We start from the raw sequence: 16707 nt of genomic DNA on the forward strand, positions 1-16707 counted from the left end.
TGATGACGTTCGAGGCACTCGACCTTTCCGAGCGGCTGCTCACCGCCCGGCGGGGCACCGCATATCTGGCACAGCGCATCGCCGAACTGACCGACACCGACTTCGACGACGACACCCTGCTCGACGGCTGGACGCGACGACATCTGGTGGCCCACGCGTCCTACAACGCGTTGGCGCTGTGCCGGCTGCTCGACTGGGCGGCGACCGGCGAGGAGACGCCGATGTACGCCTCCACCGAGCAACGCGCTCGCGAGATCGCCGAGGGCGCCACGCTCAACGCCGGGGCGCTGCGAAACCTGTTCGCGCACAGCTGTGCCCGTTTGGATGAGAAGTGGCGACATCTGCCACGTGCCGCCTGGCAGGAGACGGTGCGCACCGCGCAGGGCCGGCAGGTGCCCGCCGAGGAGACGGTGTGGATGCGTACCCGCGAGGTGTGGATTCACGCGGTGGACCTCGACAACGGAGGCCGGTTCGCCGACTTTCCCGTCCCGGTTCTGGAGTCGTTGCTCGCCGACGTCGTCGGTGCGTGGCGCACGAGGGCCGAGGGGGCGGGTCTGGTGGTGACCGTCGACGGCCACGACGCCATGGCCGTGCACGCCGACACCGATGTCACCGCGACCATTGCCGGTACGCTGCCCGCGGTGGTCCGCTGGGCGACCGGCCGCGGAACGATCGGCATCCGCGGCGTGGGTGTCGAGGCCATCCCGGCCGCGCCGCGCTGGCTCTGAGGGACGCCTACCGCCGCGGTGAGTCCAGCCGGTGGCTGGCCAGCCAGCCGGCGAGGTCCTCGACGTCGGGATCCAGTGTGCGGGTACGTGCCCGGTCTGCCTGGTAGGCGGCTGTCTCGTTGAGCCAGTGCCACATGGCGGCCTGATCCGGGTCATCCACGTCGTCGGCCGCTCGACGCACCAAGACCGCCGGCGCGCCCAACCGCTCGGCAACACGGTCGGCGATCTGCTCGCCGGTCAGGTCGTCACCGGCGATCTCGACCGCCGACCCCGGCGCTGGTGGGGCGAGCAGAAGGGCGGCCGCGACCGCCCCGATGGTGCGGACCGACACCATCTGCAGCGACACGTCCTGCGCCAGCGGCAACACCACGCGGGTGGCACCGTCGGCCCGGTCGATCTTCGACGGCAAGTTCTCCATGAACCACATCGGCCGAACGAAGGACACCGGCACCGAGTCCAGCAGAAGCCGCTCGACACGGCGTTTGCTGTCGAAGTGCGGCACGCCGCTGTCCCTTTCGGCCCCGCCGACCGAGCTGTACACCACCGACGGCACCCGGGCCAGCTCGGCGGCGCGGGCGATGACGCCGCCGTTGGCCACCTCCTCGTCGACCCCTCCAGGTCCGGTCATCGTGGTCATCACGAACGCCGCGGCGGCGCCGTCGAACAGCGCCTGCACCGAACCGGGCGCGCTCAGATCGACTCTGGCCAGTTCCACACCGCGCCGCGCCAGCGCCGCCGCCTTGGGCGCCCCGGGTTCGCGCACCGCGGCGCGCACCGTCGCGCCGGCGCGCAGCAGCGCCTCCACCGTGGCGCCACCCTGCTGACCCGTCGCACCGATCACCGCCACCGGGCCGTCGCCGGCATTCCGGGTCACGGGCGTGGCCCTCGCCGTTGGGCCACCGCGGCCCGCACCGCGGGCACGACCTCCTCCGCGAAACGCCGAGTCTGGGCGAGGTCGTCGTCGGGGGCGCCGAAGATGAACGTGTCCATCCCGGTCTCGACGGCCAGTGTCGTCAGGTTCTCGGTCCACTGCGACACCGTCCCACGGAACGGGTCGTCAGCCTCGAGGTCACCGATTTCGCCGAAGACGTTGTAGGCGCGCACGATCGACGCGGGATTGCGACCGGCATCAGCGGCGCCGCGGTCGATTTGGGCGTTCATGTCGGGAAGTGCCTCGGGCGGGAAGTAGGAGTTCGACGGCAACCACCCGTCGGCATGCCCGCCGAGGTACCGCAACAGCTTCGGACCGCCCACGCCCAGCCAGATCTGCATGTCGTGAGCCGGCTGAGGCCCCGGATGCAGACCCTTGAGCCGGTAGAACTCGCCGTCGTAGGTGACCGACCGCTGTCCCGACCACATCAGCCGCGTCACCTCGACGGCGTCACGCAGTGCCTGTGCGGCCTCCCCCGGCGAGCGACGCGGACCGCCCATGGCCACCACTGCGTCCCAGAACGCACCGGCGCCCAGCGCCAGTTCCATCCGGCCGCCGGAGATGACGTCCAGACTCGCCGCCGCCTTCGCCACCACCGCAGGATTGTGCAGCGGCAGATTGGCCACGTCAGGCACCACCCGTACCCGCTCGGTGCGCGAGAGCAACGTCGCCATGAACGACCAGGCGTCCAAGAAGTGCTTCTGATACGGGTGATCTTGGACGCCGATGAAGTCCAGACGCGCGTCGGCGAGATCGGCGATGGCATAACTGTTGTCGAGGAGGTCCGGGCTAGGGGTCACGAACACCCCGAAGCGCAGCTCCCGTCCGTAGTCGGTCATCGCATCCACCCGCCCGCCACGTCGAGGGTCGACCCGGTGATGTAGGACGCATTCTGCGACAACAGGAACGCGACGGTGTCGGCGATCTCCTCCGGGCGCGCCAGCCGGCCAAGGGCGTTCATCGAGCGGGTCACCAGGTGCGGCTCGACGTTGGTCAGCGCGGGGTGGACGTAGTCCGCCCCGTTCTCGGCGGCCATGTCAGTGGCGGTTCCACCGGGCGCGACCGCGTTGATGGCGATGCCGGCCTCCGCCAGTTCCGGTGCGAGATTGAGCGCCATCGCACTGACCGCAGCCTTGCTCGCGGCATACAGCGTGTGGTGGTGCACCGCGATGCGAGCGCTGACCGAGGACGTCAGCACGATCCGACTGCCGGGCGGCATCACGGCGGCAGCGGCCTGCACGGCGAACAACTGGCCCCCGACGTTGGTGCGGAACACGGTCTCGAAGTCGGCCTGCGTGATGTCGGCCAGCGGGGCGAAGTGCTCGATGCCGGCGTTGCTGGCCAGCAGGTGCAGAGCCCCGAATTCCTCCACCACGGCAGCCACCACGTCGGCGATCCGCGCGGGATGGGTGACGTCTCCGCCGAAGGACTCCGCGCGGTGACCCCACGAACGTAGATCTTCGACCAGCTCCTCGGCGGCGCCGGCGTTGGACCGGTAGTTGACCGCGACGGTGGCGCCGGCCTCGGCCAGTCGCCGCGCGATGGCCGCACCGATGCCGCGGCTTCCGCCGGTGATCAGGGCGACCCGACCGTCGAATGTGGTTGTCATGTCAGTCTCTTCTCGTCTCTGAGGGATCACGCCGAGGTGGGCACGGCGTCGAGGGCGGGATAGTCGGTGTAGCCACGGTCGCCGCCGCCGTAGAACGTGGCGCGGTCGGGTGCGTTCAGCGCTGCCCCGGTAGCCAGCCGGCGGGGCAGATCGGGGTTGGCCAAGAACGCCGCCCCGAACGCCAACAAGTCGGTGGTGCCATCCTCGACGAGGGTGAGTTGGTCTGGACCGGTGATGCCCCCCGGGGTGGCAGGGTTGAGGATGAAGGTCCCGCCGAATTGGTGGCGAAGCTCGTGGGTGAAGTCACGATCTCCGGACTCCAGAAGGTGCAAGTAGGCCAATCCCCGCGGTGCCAGCGCCTCGACGAGCGCGAGATAGGTGTCGCGGGGGTCCTCTTCACGGATGTCGTTGAGCGGGTTGGCCGGTGAGATGCGCAGCCCCACCCGATCGGCGCCGATCGCCGCCGCAACGGCGTCGACGACGCGCAAGGTCAGACGGATGCGGTTTTCGACCGAGCCGCCCCAGCGGTCCTCGCGCAGGTTGGCGTTGGTCGACAAGAACTGGTGCAGCAGATAGCCGTTCGCACCGTGGACCTCGACACCGTCGAAGCCGGCGGCGACGGCGTTGCGAGCCGCCGCGGCGAAGTCGAGCACGGTCTGGGTGATCTGCTCCTCGGTGAGTTCGTCGGGGACCACGAAGGGCTGCATGCCGTCGGACGTGAAGACCTCGCCGGCCGGGGCGACCGGGGACGGGCCGACGGGCACCATGCCCGCGGGAAGCAGGCTCGGATGACCGATGCGGCCCGTGTGCATGAGCTGGGCGAAGACGACACCGCCGTTCGCGTGAACGGTGTCGGTGACGGGCCTCCATGCCCGGACCTGCTCCTCGGAGTGCAGTCCGGGGGTGTTCGGGTAGCCCTGACCGATGGTCGACGGCTGGATGCCCTCGGTGATGATCAAGCCCGCGCCTGCCCGTTGTCCGTAATACTCGGCCATGCTCGGCGTCGCCGACGCTCCGGGGCCATAGGCGCGGCTGCGGGTCATCGGGGACATCACGATGCGGTTCTTCAAGTCGATACTGCCGACCTTGATCGGGTCGAAAGCAGTGGTCATGATCTCTTCCTCCGTCGTCTCTGCACTCAGGCCACGGGATCGTGGCCTGGCGGTCTTGAACCCGATCCGACGTTGTCGGACCAGGTTACCTGTCCGAACAGTTAAATTGGCACATTCATTCCCCTTCTACCGTCGGTGCAGTACAGAAGGCCTTTTCGCGATCCGCAGATGCGCCTATGGCCGTATGAGGCTGCAGGTATGCTGTCTGAGCATGAAACATGTGAACGGTTCCGACGACACTGCCGACGCTGGGCTCGAATCCAGCGTTCCGGTGCCTGCTGCCGCCGACAGCGGCCCGATCAGTCATGCGATCTTCCGCGTGGCGAGGCTGCACCGGATGATCGCAGGACATCTCTTGCGTGAGGTGGGCCTGCACCCCGGGCAGGAGATCGTGATGATGCATCTGTGGCAGGCCGGCCCGCAACGCCAAGTCGACCTGGTGCGCGTGCTCGACTCGGACGCCGCCACGATGACCCGCACCATCCGGCGCCTGGAGAACGCGGGGTTCGTGCGCCGCGTGGCAACCCCGGTCGACAAGCGGGCCTCGCTGATCGAACCCACCGCCGCGAGCATCTCCCTGCGCCAACGGGTCGAAGGCATCTGGGCCGAGCTCGAAGAGGCCGCCGTCGGCGGTTTTGGACGCGCGCAGCGTCACGTCATCGAGGAGAGCCTTCTCACGTTGGAGGCCCGACTGAGCCGCACCGCGGAGGGCCTCAACCGCTGAGCCGCCCGGCATTCCGGTCGTCATCGGCCCGGTGACGTGCGCCACCGCGCGTCGTCGACGTGCACTACCAGATCGGAATGTCGCAGCCTGGGCCTCGTTGGTCGGTGGGCCTCGGGCCGAAGAATCGGCGCTCGGACTCGTCGATGGCGAAGTCGTTGATGCTCGCTTCCCGGCGTGCCATGAGGCCGTTGCCGTCGAACTCCCACAACTCGTTGCCGTAACTGCGCCACCACTGACCGCGCAGGTCGCGACACTCGTACTGAAAGCGCACCGCAATCCGATTGCCGTGAAAGTCCCACAGACTCTTGCGCAACGAGTAGTCAAGCTCGCGCTGCCATTTCGCCGTGAGGAACTCGACGATGCGATCCCTGCCTGTGAGAAAGACATCACGGTTGCGCCACACGCTTTCTGGGGTGTAGGCCAGGCTCACCCGCTCTGCGTCGCAGGTGTTCCAGGCGTCTTCAGCAGCCTGCACTTTCTGCGCTGCGGTCTCCAGGTCGTACGGCGGAAATGGTGCACGGGCCTCGGACAAGTCGTAACTCCTCGGAAACGGATCGCGTAAGAATCGAGCGTCAAGCACGGTTGGCGAACGCCATCATCGAGCTGTAGGCAGGGATCGCATACTGACCGAAGATCGGTGCGACGGCCTGGCCTCCGTCGTTTCGCCAGTCGCGCAACAATTCCGCGGCGATGGCGACCGTGCTGGTGAGCACGATCCCGGCGCGAGACATCCGATTGGCGGCGGCGCTTGCCGCCAACCCACTCCAGGTTCCCGACGCGTCCAGCACGGCCCACACGCCGTACCCCTCGGCCACCGCGGACATGCCGCTGAACGCAACGCAGACGTCGGTACTGATTCCCGAGATGATCAGCTGATCACGCCCAGTCGCGGCGACGACGGCCTTGAACTCCTCGTTGTCCATGGCGTCGACTTCGCCGGGGCGCCGCACCACCTTCGCGTCGGGAAGCTCTGCGGCGAGCTCGCCGATCACCGGACCGTTGGCGCCATCGTCGGAGCTGGTGGTCACCACGATGGGAAGATCAAAGGCCTTCGCCAACTGAGCCAACGCAATCACGTTGCGGCGCAACTCTTCCTGGTCGTGATCCTTGACCCCCATGAGCAGTCCGGCCTGATGGTCGACGAAGAGCATGGCTGCCCGGTCACGGTCGAGTTTCACGGCGGGGTACGAGTCAGACGACATGCTGCGCTCCTAAAGTGGGGAAACGAATGAGCGATTCATTCGCGGGGTCACCGACGACGAAATGCCCTTCGAGTGACTCACCGAGCCTACGAAGCGCACTCGCGCAGTGCCGCAGGGTTCGCATTCAGCGGCACCAAGTTAGGTGATTTTCGCCGAATGGCCGCCGGTCACGGGCGTGGTGCGTGACGGCTGCCCGGACCGGGCGGTCCTTGTGGCGCCGACGAAGTCGCGGGCAGCGCGTGCCGGATTTCCCGACGCGACTTCACGTTCAGCTTGGAAAAGATGCTCCGAAGATGCGCGTCGACGGTGCGTGGGCTGAGCACGAGCTCGGCGGCGACTTCCTTGGAGGTCTTGCCGACCGCGACCCGCTCGGCGACGGCGAGTTCCTGCTCAGAGAGTCCGCCGGTCTGACCGCGTGGCTGCGGCGCCATCTCGCCGGCCGCCCGCAGTTCCCTCTCGGCGCGCTTTGCGAACAGCGCCGCTCCCGCATCGGAGAATGCCTCGAAGGCCTCCCGCAGCTGAGGGCGCGCCTCGCTACGCCGTTGACGGCGGCGGAGCCACTCGCCGAACAGCAATTGGGTGCGGGCCAATTGGATCGGGGATCGACTGTCCCGCAAGTGATCAACGGACCCCTGGAAGCACTCCTCCGCCGTTGATTCCGGGCTGACGAGCGCGCGGCACCGTTGGTGAACGCCCAAGGCCCACGGCGTGTTCGCCGCCTCGGCGTGCCGCCGGAGCCGCTCGGTGAGGTCGACGGCCATGTCCATGCGCCCTGCGAAGGCGGCCGCCTCGACGAGCTCGGGTGGGATGAACACGTGGAACCCGAGCTCGTCGAGACCGGAGCCGCCCTGCGCGGCCGCGAGCGCCTCCCGGTAGTTGCCCGTCCCGTTGTTGACGAGCAGGCGCGCGTAGGCCATTGCCGCCAGCTGCCTGGGTCCCGGCGGGGCGGGTGCCGACGCCGCCAGCCGCTCACAGAGCCGGTCTGCCTCTCGGCGATCACCGCTCCATGCGGCGACGCCGAGCTCGACGAGTTCGGGAACGACGTCGGAGAACTGCCGTGCCTCGGCGACGCAGTCCGCGGCGCGACGCAGCTCACCTGTGTGCAGGTGGGCCAAGGCGCGGGAGGTGAGCGCAATGGGAAGCGCGCCAACCCTTCCCGCGGCGCGCACCGCGGTGAGCTGTTCGTCGAGGATGGTGTCGAGCGCGTGATCGTCCCACGCGATGCTGCAGATGATCCACGCCGATGCCGGGTCGAAGCCTTCCGGCCGGGTTGCCTGCGGGCGCAAGGCGTCGACTGCTCGTCGCGCCTGCGTGACGGCTGCCGCCCGGTCACCGACCAACGCCGTCGTCAGCGCCGACGAGATGAGGTCGGCGAGCTCGGCGCCGGCGGACGGTTCGTCATGCTCGAGTGTGGACAGGTCGACGTCGGCGTCGGCCCCGCGTCCGGTCCAGTACGCGGCAACCAGTGCTTGCAGCCGAATGGGCGCCCCCGTGCCGGGCTCTTGGGTGGCCAGTTTCCGTGCTGCAGCCAGCAGCCGGCTCGCCTCGTCTGCTCGACGCGTCCGTGCGAAGGCGGTCTGGGCGTCCACGGCATCGACATGGCTGGTGCGCACCTCGTCGGTGGCGTCCAGGCGTGCTGCGGCGGTGAGATCGGCCGCCGCGTCGACGTCGCCAGCCTCGAGTTTGACCGCAGCGGCCTCGACGGTCAGCCCAAAGCGACGTGCGGGGTCAGCGGTGAGGGCAGCGCCGCGTTCGAGGAATGCCGCAGCTGCGGCCACGCCACCTCTCGCGCCGGCGGCGCGGGCGCTGTCCTCCAGCTCCCGCGACACCACTTCGTCGAGACCGACTGCGGCTTGACCTCGATGCCACGCGCGGCGGTCCTTCGCCGTCACGGCGTCGGCGGCGGCGGCCAACATCTCGTGACCCGCACGGCGCTGCGACGCATCCGCTGCGTGATAGATCGCCGAGCGCACCAGGGGATGAGCAAACGCGACGCGTCTGCCGATGGTCATCGACACGGCATCGGCTGCTTCCGCCGCAGAACCGCACACCCCGGCCGACTGCGCAGCGCGAAACAGCAATGCGGGATCACCGGTGGGATCACAGGCAGCAAGCAGCACGAATGTTCGTGCTGCCGAGGACAGGCCGGCCAAACGCCGCGCGTAGTCGTCGAGCACGGATGCCGGAGGTGTGATCACCCCCGGCAGGGCGTACCCGCCCGCCAGGTCCGCCGCGACGCGCACACAGCCTGCCAACTCGGCGATCACCGAGGGGATTCCGCCCGCCTCGTCGAGGATGCGGTCACGCACCGCGTCGTCGATCGGCGCGGCCAGGGTCGAAGCCAGCAGACGGCGCGCACCGTCGAGCAGCAGCGGTGCCAGCGGGAGCTGGGGCAGTTCGTCGAGGGCGGGCACCCCGTGATCTGGGCGGGTAGCGAAGATTACGGTCACCGGTTCGTTGCCCAGGCGCCTCGTCGCGAGAATGAGCGCCTGAGCGCTCGACGAGTCGAGGTACTGGGCATCGTCGATGAGGCACAGGGTGGGGGTCACCACCGTGAGCAGTGCGACGACCCCCAGGCCGGCCCTGAAGGGATCGGCTTGGCCGGGTCGCAGTCCAAACGCCATCTCCAGCGCAGCACGCATGGGCCCCGGCAACGTGGGCAGCAACGGCAACCTCGGCGCCAGCAGATGCTGGAGGGCGGCGAAGGGCATGCGGGACTCGAATTCGACGGCCCGCGAGCGCAGAATCGCGAAGTCCGTCACCGCCATCGTCTCGACTTCGTCGAGCAGCAAGGACTTTCCGAGTCCGGCGGCGCCACTGACCACCACACCCGCGGACGCGCCGGAGCACGAGGCGTCCAACAGCTTTCGGAGCGCCTCGGCTTCGGTACGCCTGCCCATCTGCGCGGAATCCACGAAATCCTCCATGACCAGCGGAGCCGCCGTGTCGAATCTTCGTCGGTCTCCCAGCGTCGTCTGAGCATGACACATCACGCTTGAGCGCGGGAAGTCGTCGGCGCTTCACCTCACCGCAGGATCAGCAACGGTCAGCAGGAGCCGTTGGGCCCGATCGATCCGGCGGCCCGACCGTGACCAGGATGAGCTCGAAGGACTCCGTCAGGGTAGACAGGGCGTCCGCCGGCAGAGGATCGAAGAACAGTCGGCGAACCAGATCGAGGTGCGCCGGCGTCGCGGCCGCGATCGAGCGGCGGCCCTCGCCCGTGAGGAGGGCATCGGTGGCACGTGGATCTCTGGGCGAGGGTCGACGCGCGGTCAGGCCTCGTTCACACATGCGCCGCAGTTGGTGCGACACGCGCTGCGCTCCCAGCCGATCTCGACGGCGAGGTCGGAGACCTGCGCGACCCCCTCAGGCCTGGCGCTGAGCGCCAGGAGCATTTCGTAGTCGGCCAGGGACAACCCGCTGTCCCTGAGCAGCTGCCGGTTCATTTCGTAATGGATGCGCGACTGCACATATGTGAACGCAGTCCACGCGCGTTGCTGCTGCGTCGTCAGTCCTCGCGGGTCACTACTCGATGACACTGTCTCGACCTCCGGAGAATGCGACCGACACGACGCCGTTGGACGCAGACGCCAAGCACATGGCGCGACCCGGCCAATCTTCGCAGTTGGTCGATGACCCGCCCGCGCGATTAGGCGAAGTTCACCGATGCGCAGTCGGCGTCCAGTGGTGACCATGGGCCGGTGACAGTCACAGCACGAGGACGGGGTGGGGCGAAGGCCCGGGACAGACGTCGACGTTCGCACCTGATGCCGTCGACGGTGTGTTCGATCGTGCTGTCGGCCGCCGCGATGGGCAGTCCCCCTGCTGCACAGGCCGATTCAGTGGAGATGGCCCCACAGCACTACGTGAAGAACACCCGTGACGGCTGGAGCCTGTCGATCGACGTCGCCGGCGAACGCGTCAACGCCGTTCCCAACCTCGCAGCGGCGACGAACTCCCGTGAGGCCTTCGTGACGTTCAGCGCGACGGCGACGGCCGCCGGAGGAGGGGCGCCCATCACCGACAGTGTGTTCATCGCCGGGTATCAACTGGGTTGTCAATCCGACGTGTCGAGTGGTCTGGGTGTCGGCGGGGCCGGCGCCTTCGGCGGCAACGCGTCCCTGACGGGAATGCCAGCGGGCGCCGGTGGCCTGACGGGGTTCCTCCAGACCACGGTTCAGCCGGGTGTGATCGTCGACGTGCCGATGGCCAACATGGCCCTCAACGACGGCAGCGCCATGTTGGACGTGGACAACATCCACATCAAGGCCGACGCCTGCGGGGGTGACGTCACCATCAGGTCATACGCCTATCTTCGAACGTCCACCTCGGCAGCGCATTCGGAGTTCGCCATCTACGGCGATCCCATCAAGATTTGAGAAAGGGGGGTCATGAGCTCGAAGTTTCCGCTGGCGTTGTTCCTCGTCTCTCTGGCGACGCTCATCGCGACGCCCGCGCCGGCGTCCGCCGAGCCGAGTCCCGGCCCGCCGCCATTCATTCCGCCCAACTACGGCTACCCCACCGCAGGACTCCTCGCACCTGGCGTCTTGGGCAGACCCTACGGCTATGCGACGTTTTACAATCCCATCCCCCCGGGCGGCGCGCCCGGTCTGTTCGACGCGGCCGGGGTGGGGATAGCCACCAATGCCGACCCCGGTCAATCTGGCGTGGGCATGCCCGGGTCGCGACTGGGTAACGCGCCCAACAGATTTGGACCGAACGGACCCGCGCCAGGGGTTCGTACCTCCGACAGCGCTGCCGGGGGGGTGAATGTCGGCGCCACCGGTGTGTCCACTGACTTGGAGGATCCCTACGGTCGGGCCCCGGTGGCGCCACCGCAAGGCAACGAATCAACGTTGCCCGCGTTCGTCCTGGGGCCGTGACGATTGGGGAGGTCGATTACCAGTGCAGCGCCGCAGCGGCGAAGTCCGCCGCCTGGTCGATCGCACCGTTGTCGACGTAGGCGCTGTGCGCAGGGCGGTCCCGCCCTCCGGGCTCGCACACCGGATCCCCTGGGTTGCACAGCTGAAGGACCTTGCTGGCGAACGGAGCACCGATGACGATGGGCGGCGCCTGTGAGTCCAGAAGGGTCACGATGCCAGGCGATGGCAGACCAAACAGGACCACCGCGGCCACGTGTGAGGCGACGTCGGGGGACAGCGGGCCGGTGATACCCGGCGGGAGGTCGTAGTTCGGCGTCAGATGGTCGAAGGTGGTGTAAGCCGCCACCGCAGCCCCCTGCGAGAAGCCGCCAAGCACCATCTTCGTCTGCGGGCACGACTGCGCGATGTCGCGAATGGTGTTGCTCGCGTCAATGACACCATCGACGACCCGGGGAAAGTCCAGCGAAGCGGGGTAGTCGACCGGATGTTCGTCGACGGTGTGGGTGCCCGCACGGGCCCGCAGCGCCGCGATGAACGGATCGCCCACCTTGCCTGCGCCCGGCCCCTCGAACGTACCGCGGGCAAAGATTACCAAAGCATCTGAACACGCGTCCGCGGCCGCGGCAGACGGGTCGAGATTCGCAACGGCAACCGCGCCTCCGACGACCAGTGCTGCTGCCATGACGGTCTCTCCCAGAATCAATCTGTGTCGCTTGATGTTTCGCTCCCTCAGTGACCGCGCACGTTGCCCGGCCGGCTTGCCCGGGCTCTCGCGAAGTGTCACCCGTGGGCGACCCATGAGCCAAGAGATAGGCAATTCATACCGAGTGCTGGGCGTGCGCGTCGCCGTTGCGATCGTCGAATATGTCACAGTGGCAATCGCTTTCAAACGCCCAACACCATCGGGCCACACCGCATAGCATCAGCGACGATGCGCGCAATTCATTACGACCGCCAAGGTGCAGCCCACGACGTTCTGGTGTTCGGCGAGTCGCCGACACCGGTGGCGGGACCCGGTGAGGTGCTCGTCCGTGTGCACCGGTCGGGCATCAACCCCAGTGACGTCAAGAACCGTACGGGCTTCGTCTCGACGATGGCCTTCGACAGCGTCATACCCCATCAGGACGGGTCCGGAGTCATCGAGGCGGTGGGCGACGGCATATCCTCCGACCGCGTCGGTGAACGCGTCTGGATTTACGAGGCGCAGTATGGCCGCGCCGCAGGGACGGCAGCCGACTACGTCGCGGTGCCCTCGGGCAATGCGGTCGCACTCCCCGACGGCGTGTCGTTCGACGTCGGTGCGGCGCTTGGTGTTCCGGCGATGACCGCGCACCGGTGCCTCTTTGCCGATGGCGGCCTTCGAGGTCGACGTGTCCTGGTTCACGGCGGCGCCGGCGCGGTGGGCTCCGCCGCCGTCCAGTTGGCCAAGTGGGCCGGCGCCTGGGTCGTGGCGACGGTCCGTCGGCCCGAACAGATGCAGATCGTGCGCCAATCAGGAGCCGACCTCGTGCTGAACCTGCGCGAGGTCGACGTCGCCGCCGCCGTCCGAGCCGCTACCGACGGGGCGGGCGTCGATCGCGTCGTCGACGTCGACGTCGTCGCCAACGGCGAGCTCGATCTGGCGTGTCTGGCCAACGGCGGTGCCATCAGCGCGTACTCGGTTGGCGATCCGGACGCCACCGTGTCGGTGCCGGCGATGCCGTTCATGCTGGCCAACGGCGCAGTGCGCTTCGTCTACGTCTACACGATGCCGAACCACGCGAAAGTGGCTGCAATCGGGGATATTACGAGGTGTCTCGCCGCGGATTCCTACCGACCGCAGATCGGCCTCGTCCTGCCTCTAGAGCGGACCGCCGATGGCCACGACGCGGTCGAGGCGGGCGTCGTACAGGGCAAGGTCCTCATTGCCGTCACCGACTCCTGAGTGGTCCGACCCGCCGCCCCAACGCCGTCGGATCGGTGATTACCGCCTAAAGGCCACGTGATGGCACCGAGGTCGACGTACGGTCCCCGCGTGATACCGCAGCGCCGCCCAGCGGCCCTCCCATGGTGACGCCGAGCTCGCCGACGGCACCGATTCCACTCAGTTGGCTCTGGGTCCTGGCCCTCCTCACCGCGGTTGGTCCCCTGTCGGTCGACATGTATCTGCCGGCCTTTCCCGCCATGACCGAGGAGTTTGGTGCCGCCCCGGCGACCATGCAGGTGACATTGATGACCTTCATGGTCGGCATGGCCACCGGGCAACTGGTCGGCCCGTTGTCCGACCGGTGGGGACGACGCCCGCTTCTGCTGGCGGGTACCGTGCTGTGCGCCGGCGCAGGTGTGGCCTGCGCGCTCGCCCCGTCCGTCGAACTGCTCGCGGCATTCAGATTCCTGCAAGGATTTGGGGGCGCCGCCGGTGTCGTGCTCAGCCGAGCGATCGTCTCCGACCGCGCCGAAGGCGCCGCCGCGGCGCGGATCTTCAGCCTGATGATGATCATCAACGGTGCAGCACCCATAGCGGCGCCGCTCATCGGCGGCAGCCTGTCCGGGGTCATCGGGTGGCGCGGAGTGTTCGGCATTCTCTCGGGCCTCGCCGTGGTGATGGTGCTCGGCGCCACCTTCGTGCTCTCCGAGACGCACCCCGCTTCGCGGAGCTCGGACGGTGGAAGCCGCAGCACGACGCGTGGCTTGAAGGACACCCTCGGCAATCGCCAATTCGTCGGGTATTCCCTCGCCTTTGCATCTGGCTTCTCGGTGATGTTCGCCTTCATCTCCGCCTCCCCGTTCGTTCTTCAGACCATCCTCGGCCTGTCGACCACCGGTAACGGAATCGCTGTCGCCGCCAATGCAATCGGGCTTCTGATCATGAACGCCGTCAACGCCAGACTGGTCGTACGTTTCGGCCAACGACGGCTGCTGGCCACTGGGGTAGGACTGCTTGCAGTGTTCTCCAGTCTTGTGTTGGTCGACGCGCTTACGGGACCGCGGATTTGGGTAATGCTGCCCCTGCTGTGGTGCACGGTAACCAGTCTCGGACTGGTGGTCGCAAATGCCACCTCCCTTGCGCTGGACCAAGTTCGCCGAGTGGCGGGAACGGGCTCGGCCGTACTGGGACTGCTCCAGTATGCGCTCGCGGCTGTCGTGTCGCCGGTGGTCGGCGTCGCCGGGAGCGGCACCGCAGTGCCCATGTCCATCACGATGACGGTGTGCGCGTTGGTAGCGATCGGCGCGTTCCTCAGCTCAGGTGCTGCCCACTCGCCAATCGACCGCCACGGCCGTAGCTGACGACAGCCCGGGGACAAGACCGCCAAGCCCACCCCCGGCCACCACTGCAACCACGGCGACGGCCGTCGTCTCGGACCGCGGACACGGCATCGCCCTAAAGTTGCACAGCGTGGGGGCTTTCGCCTGGGTCGACGTCCAACGTGCGCAGCCGGAACGCCGACGATGCCCCCCTGATCGAGCGGGCGGACCCCTGCGACGGAAGGCCGACGTCAGGTCAGTGCGCCGAGAAGTTGGTTGAACGCCTCGGTCATGGACGGGTGGGTGTAGATCTCGTCGCGCAGCTGTGTGGCGGTGATGCCGTGGCGCATCGCCAGGGACACCACGTTGATCACCTCGTGGGAGTCGTAGCTCAGCAGGGCCGCGCCAAGGATCGCGTCGTCGTCGGCGTCGACCACGACCTTCATCATTCCTCGGGCCTCGTCGACGATGCGCGCCCGCGGCACCGTCGCCATCGTGGCGACGGGCAGCGCCGCGACCCGTACCCGTCGCCCGGAGGCGCGGGCGTCGCGTTCGGTCAGACCCACCCGTGCCAGCGGCGGCGTCATGAAGAGCGTGTACGGCACCGCCTTTCGGTCGGTCGTGCTGCGCGTGCCGGATCCGACGAGTTGGTCGAGCACGATGCGGTAGTCGTCGAGGGAGACGTAGGTGAACTGCGGTCCGCCGTTGACGTCGCCCATCGCGAAGACGTGGGGCTGGCTGGTGCGCAGGTGGTCGTCGACGGCCACCGCCCCGGCGTCGGTCATGTCGATTCCCGCCGCGTCCAGCCGCAGCCCGTCGGTGACCGGCCGCCGGCCCGCCGCGGCGAGGACGAGGTCGGCGTCGACCGATTCGAGCGCACCGTGACCGTGGTAGGACACCGTTGCCGGTGCGTCCGCGCCGGCCCGCACCTCGCGAACCTCGGCGTCGATGACGACGGTGACACCGTTCTCGCGCAACAGGTCCCGGGCGCACGCGGCGACGTCGTCGTCCTCCTGGCCGAGGATTTCGGAGTGGCGTTCGAGCACCGTGACGTCCGAGCCGTAGGCGGCGTACATGGCCGCGAACTCCAGGCCGACGTAACCGCCACCGAGGACCACGAGACGTCGGGGCAGCTCCGGCGTCGCGAGCAGGTCGGTGCTGGTGACCATCACGCCGCTGTCTGCCAGGCCGGGGACGTCCGGAATCCGGGGTTCGGACCCGGTGCTGACGACGAGGTGCTCGGCGGACACGACCGCCGTGCCGCCACCGTCGACGAGGGTGACCTTGACGGTGTGCGGGTCGACGAATTCGGCCCGGCCGGTGAGCACCGAGACCGATTCGATGCCGTCGAGCATGGCGAAGTTGTCCGCCCTCAGCTTGGCGGTCAGCGCGAGCTCGTTCTCCACTGCCCGGCGGTAGGCGGCGGGGCCGCGTTCACTAAGTTGTTCTGCTTGGTAGACAAGGGACTTCGTCGGCACGCAGCCGATGTTGATGCAGGTGCCGCCGTACATCTTCGCGGACTGCTCGATCATCACCACCCGCTTGCCCTTGCGCCCGAGGGTGGCGGCCAGGGTCTTGGCGCCCTTGCCGAACCCGATCACGGCAAGGTCCGCCGCGACGGACGTGCCGTTGGTGGTTTCGGTCATCGAGCTCTCCTGGGGGTCGGGGTCGTGCTGGGGTCGATTTCGTTGTTGAGGAGCACCGGCGCTTGTCCTGACCGGGCCAGACATAAAGCATCTAGCGTCGATGTTTCCAGGCTGCAATGGGTTTCGTCGCCGCTGCCATGGAACCAACGCCACGGTGGCCCTAACCAACAGGCGGCTCAGGGCCGAACTGTTGCGTTCGGTGAATCAGCGTCCAATTGCCGCGAAACAGCGGTGTGATGACCTGCCACCGCCACCGCCATGAGCCGTCGACCGTCTCGAATGTGCTCTCGAACCAGCACGCCGACACCAACTCGGCTAGCCCGACCTCGTTGAGGGCGAACAGGCTCAGATAGTTGCGGACCCGCGCCCGGTTCGGCGCGGCGAGGTCGTCGAGTTCGATCGACACTGCAGACATGGCGTGCTGGGTTCGGGCATCGTCCCTGACCACCGACTTACCCCAACGAACTACCGCGTCGCTACCGTCGGCGTCGGCGAAGAAATAGCGACCCTGGCTGAAGAGGGCGGCCAGCCGTGGCCAGTCGTGTGCGTCGGAGGCGATTGCGTATTCGAAGAGCTGGCGGTGGATCTCTTGGTGGGCGGCCAATCCTCCAAGGCTCATTCGACCTCCCCGACTCAAACGATGACAT

Annotated in this window: 17 protein-coding genes; 6 read left to right on the forward strand and 11 right to left on the reverse strand. The window is 67.9% G+C overall.

The genetic code is table 11. The features are described 5' to 3' along the window. Window positions 1-2: 2 nt before the first annotated feature. Window positions 3-728: a maleylpyruvate isomerase family mycothiol-dependent enzyme gene (locus ACZY1G_RS00185; protein WP_463821190.1), complete on the forward strand. Its 726-nt coding sequence runs from the start codon at window positions 3-5 to the stop codon at window positions 726-728. Window positions 729-735: 7 nt separating this feature from the next. Here ACZY1G_RS00185 and ACZY1G_RS00190 read toward each other — a convergent pair whose 3' ends face one another. From ACZY1G_RS00190 to ACZY1G_RS00205, 4 genes are read right to left on the reverse strand one after another with little or no spacing between them, the layout of a single operon-like run. Further along, complete coding sequence (locus ACZY1G_RS00190) at window positions 736-1602, reverse strand: NmrA family NAD(P)-binding protein (protein WP_463821192.1); 867 nt, start codon at window positions 1600-1602, stop codon at window positions 736-738. Next, entirely contained in the window at window positions 1599-2498 is a 900-nt protein-coding gene (locus tag ACZY1G_RS00195; protein WP_463812977.1) for an LLM class flavin-dependent oxidoreductase, read from the reverse strand. The genes ACZY1G_RS00190 and ACZY1G_RS00195 overlap by 4 nt, the downstream gene beginning before the upstream one ends. Further along, on the reverse strand, window positions 2495-3268 hold the full coding sequence (locus ACZY1G_RS00200; RefSeq protein WP_463821194.1) for an SDR family NAD(P)-dependent oxidoreductase: 774 nt from the start codon (window positions 3266-3268) through the stop codon (window positions 2495-2497). Before ACZY1G_RS00200 ends, ACZY1G_RS00195 begins: the two co-directional genes overlap by 4 nt. A gap of 26 nt (window positions 3269-3294) precedes the next feature. Then, the gene (locus tag ACZY1G_RS00205; protein ID WP_463812979.1) at window positions 3295-4380 is read right to left on the reverse strand and encodes an alkene reductase; all 1086 of its coding nucleotides are present in this window, start codon (window positions 4378-4380) and stop codon (window positions 3295-3297) included. A gap of 211 nt (window positions 4381-4591) precedes the next feature. Between ACZY1G_RS00205 and ACZY1G_RS00210 the strand changes: the two genes are divergently transcribed. Then, window positions 4592-5104, forward strand: a complete 513-nt coding sequence (locus ACZY1G_RS00210) for a MarR family winged helix-turn-helix transcriptional regulator (protein WP_463812981.1) — start codon at window positions 4592-4594, stop codon at window positions 5102-5104. Between the two features lie 64 nt (window positions 5105-5168). On the opposite strand, the gene ACZY1G_RS00215 is transcribed toward ACZY1G_RS00210, so the two are convergent. From ACZY1G_RS00215 to ACZY1G_RS00230, 4 genes are all read right to left on the reverse strand, one after another. After that, the gene (locus ACZY1G_RS00215) at window positions 5169-5636 is read right to left on the reverse strand and encodes a DUF1348 family protein (RefSeq protein WP_463812982.1); all 468 of its coding nucleotides are present in this window, start codon (window positions 5634-5636) and stop codon (window positions 5169-5171) included. Window positions 5637-5676: 40 nt separating this feature from the next. Continuing rightward, entirely contained in the window at window positions 5677-6306 is a 630-nt protein-coding gene (locus ACZY1G_RS00220; protein WP_463812984.1) for an isochorismatase family protein, read from the reverse strand. 167 nt (window positions 6307-6473) lie between these two features. After that, the gene (locus tag ACZY1G_RS00225; RefSeq protein WP_463821196.1) at window positions 6474-9221 is read right to left on the reverse strand and encodes a LuxR C-terminal-related transcriptional regulator; all 2748 of its coding nucleotides are present in this window, start codon (window positions 9219-9221) and stop codon (window positions 6474-6476) included. Window positions 9222-9578: 357 nt separating this feature from the next. Next, window positions 9579-9752 (reverse strand): hypothetical protein, encoded by a 174-nt coding sequence (locus ACZY1G_RS00230; protein WP_463821198.1) that lies wholly within the window; start codon window positions 9750-9752, stop codon window positions 9579-9581. A gap of 321 nt (window positions 9753-10073) precedes the next feature. Here ACZY1G_RS00230 and ACZY1G_RS00235 point away from each other — a divergent pair, with 321 nt between their 5' ends. After that, entirely contained in the window at window positions 10074-10685 is a 612-nt protein-coding gene (locus tag ACZY1G_RS00235) for an MspA family porin (protein WP_463821200.1), read from the forward strand. A gap of 12 nt (window positions 10686-10697) precedes the next feature. Further along, a complete protein-coding gene (locus ACZY1G_RS00240) occupies window positions 10698-11189 on the forward strand; it encodes a hypothetical protein (protein WP_463821202.1) in 492 nt (163 codons plus the stop codon). A gap of 16 nt (window positions 11190-11205) precedes the next feature. Here ACZY1G_RS00240 and ACZY1G_RS00245 read toward each other — a convergent pair whose 3' ends face one another. Next, entirely contained in the window at window positions 11206-11871 is a 666-nt protein-coding gene (locus tag ACZY1G_RS00245; RefSeq protein WP_463821203.1) for a cutinase family protein, read from the reverse strand. A 249-nt stretch (window positions 11872-12120) separates the two neighbouring features. Here ACZY1G_RS00245 and ACZY1G_RS00250 point away from each other — a divergent pair, with 249 nt between their 5' ends. After that, a complete protein-coding gene (locus ACZY1G_RS00250; RefSeq protein WP_463821205.1) occupies window positions 12121-13113 on the forward strand; it encodes an NADPH:quinone reductase in 993 nt (330 codons plus the stop codon). A 122-nt stretch (window positions 13114-13235) separates the two neighbouring features. After that, complete coding sequence (locus ACZY1G_RS00255; RefSeq protein WP_463812995.1) at window positions 13236-14456, forward strand: multidrug effflux MFS transporter; 1221 nt, start codon at window positions 13236-13238, stop codon at window positions 14454-14456. Between the two features lie 209 nt (window positions 14457-14665). Here the strand turns inward: ACZY1G_RS00255 and ACZY1G_RS00260 are convergent, their stop codons facing one another. Both ACZY1G_RS00260 and ACZY1G_RS00265 read right to left on the reverse strand, forming a co-directional pair. Then, window positions 14666-16060 (reverse strand): FAD-dependent oxidoreductase, encoded by a 1395-nt coding sequence (locus ACZY1G_RS00260; RefSeq protein ID WP_463821207.1) that lies wholly within the window; start codon window positions 16058-16060, stop codon window positions 14666-14668. A 160-nt stretch (window positions 16061-16220) separates the two neighbouring features. Next, window positions 16221-16679, reverse strand: a complete 459-nt coding sequence (locus ACZY1G_RS00265; protein WP_463821209.1) for a nuclear transport factor 2 family protein — start codon at window positions 16677-16679, stop codon at window positions 16221-16223. Window positions 16680-16707 lie beyond the last annotated feature (28 nt).

The organism is Mycobacterium sp. IDUB_5 (assembly GCF_055419565.1).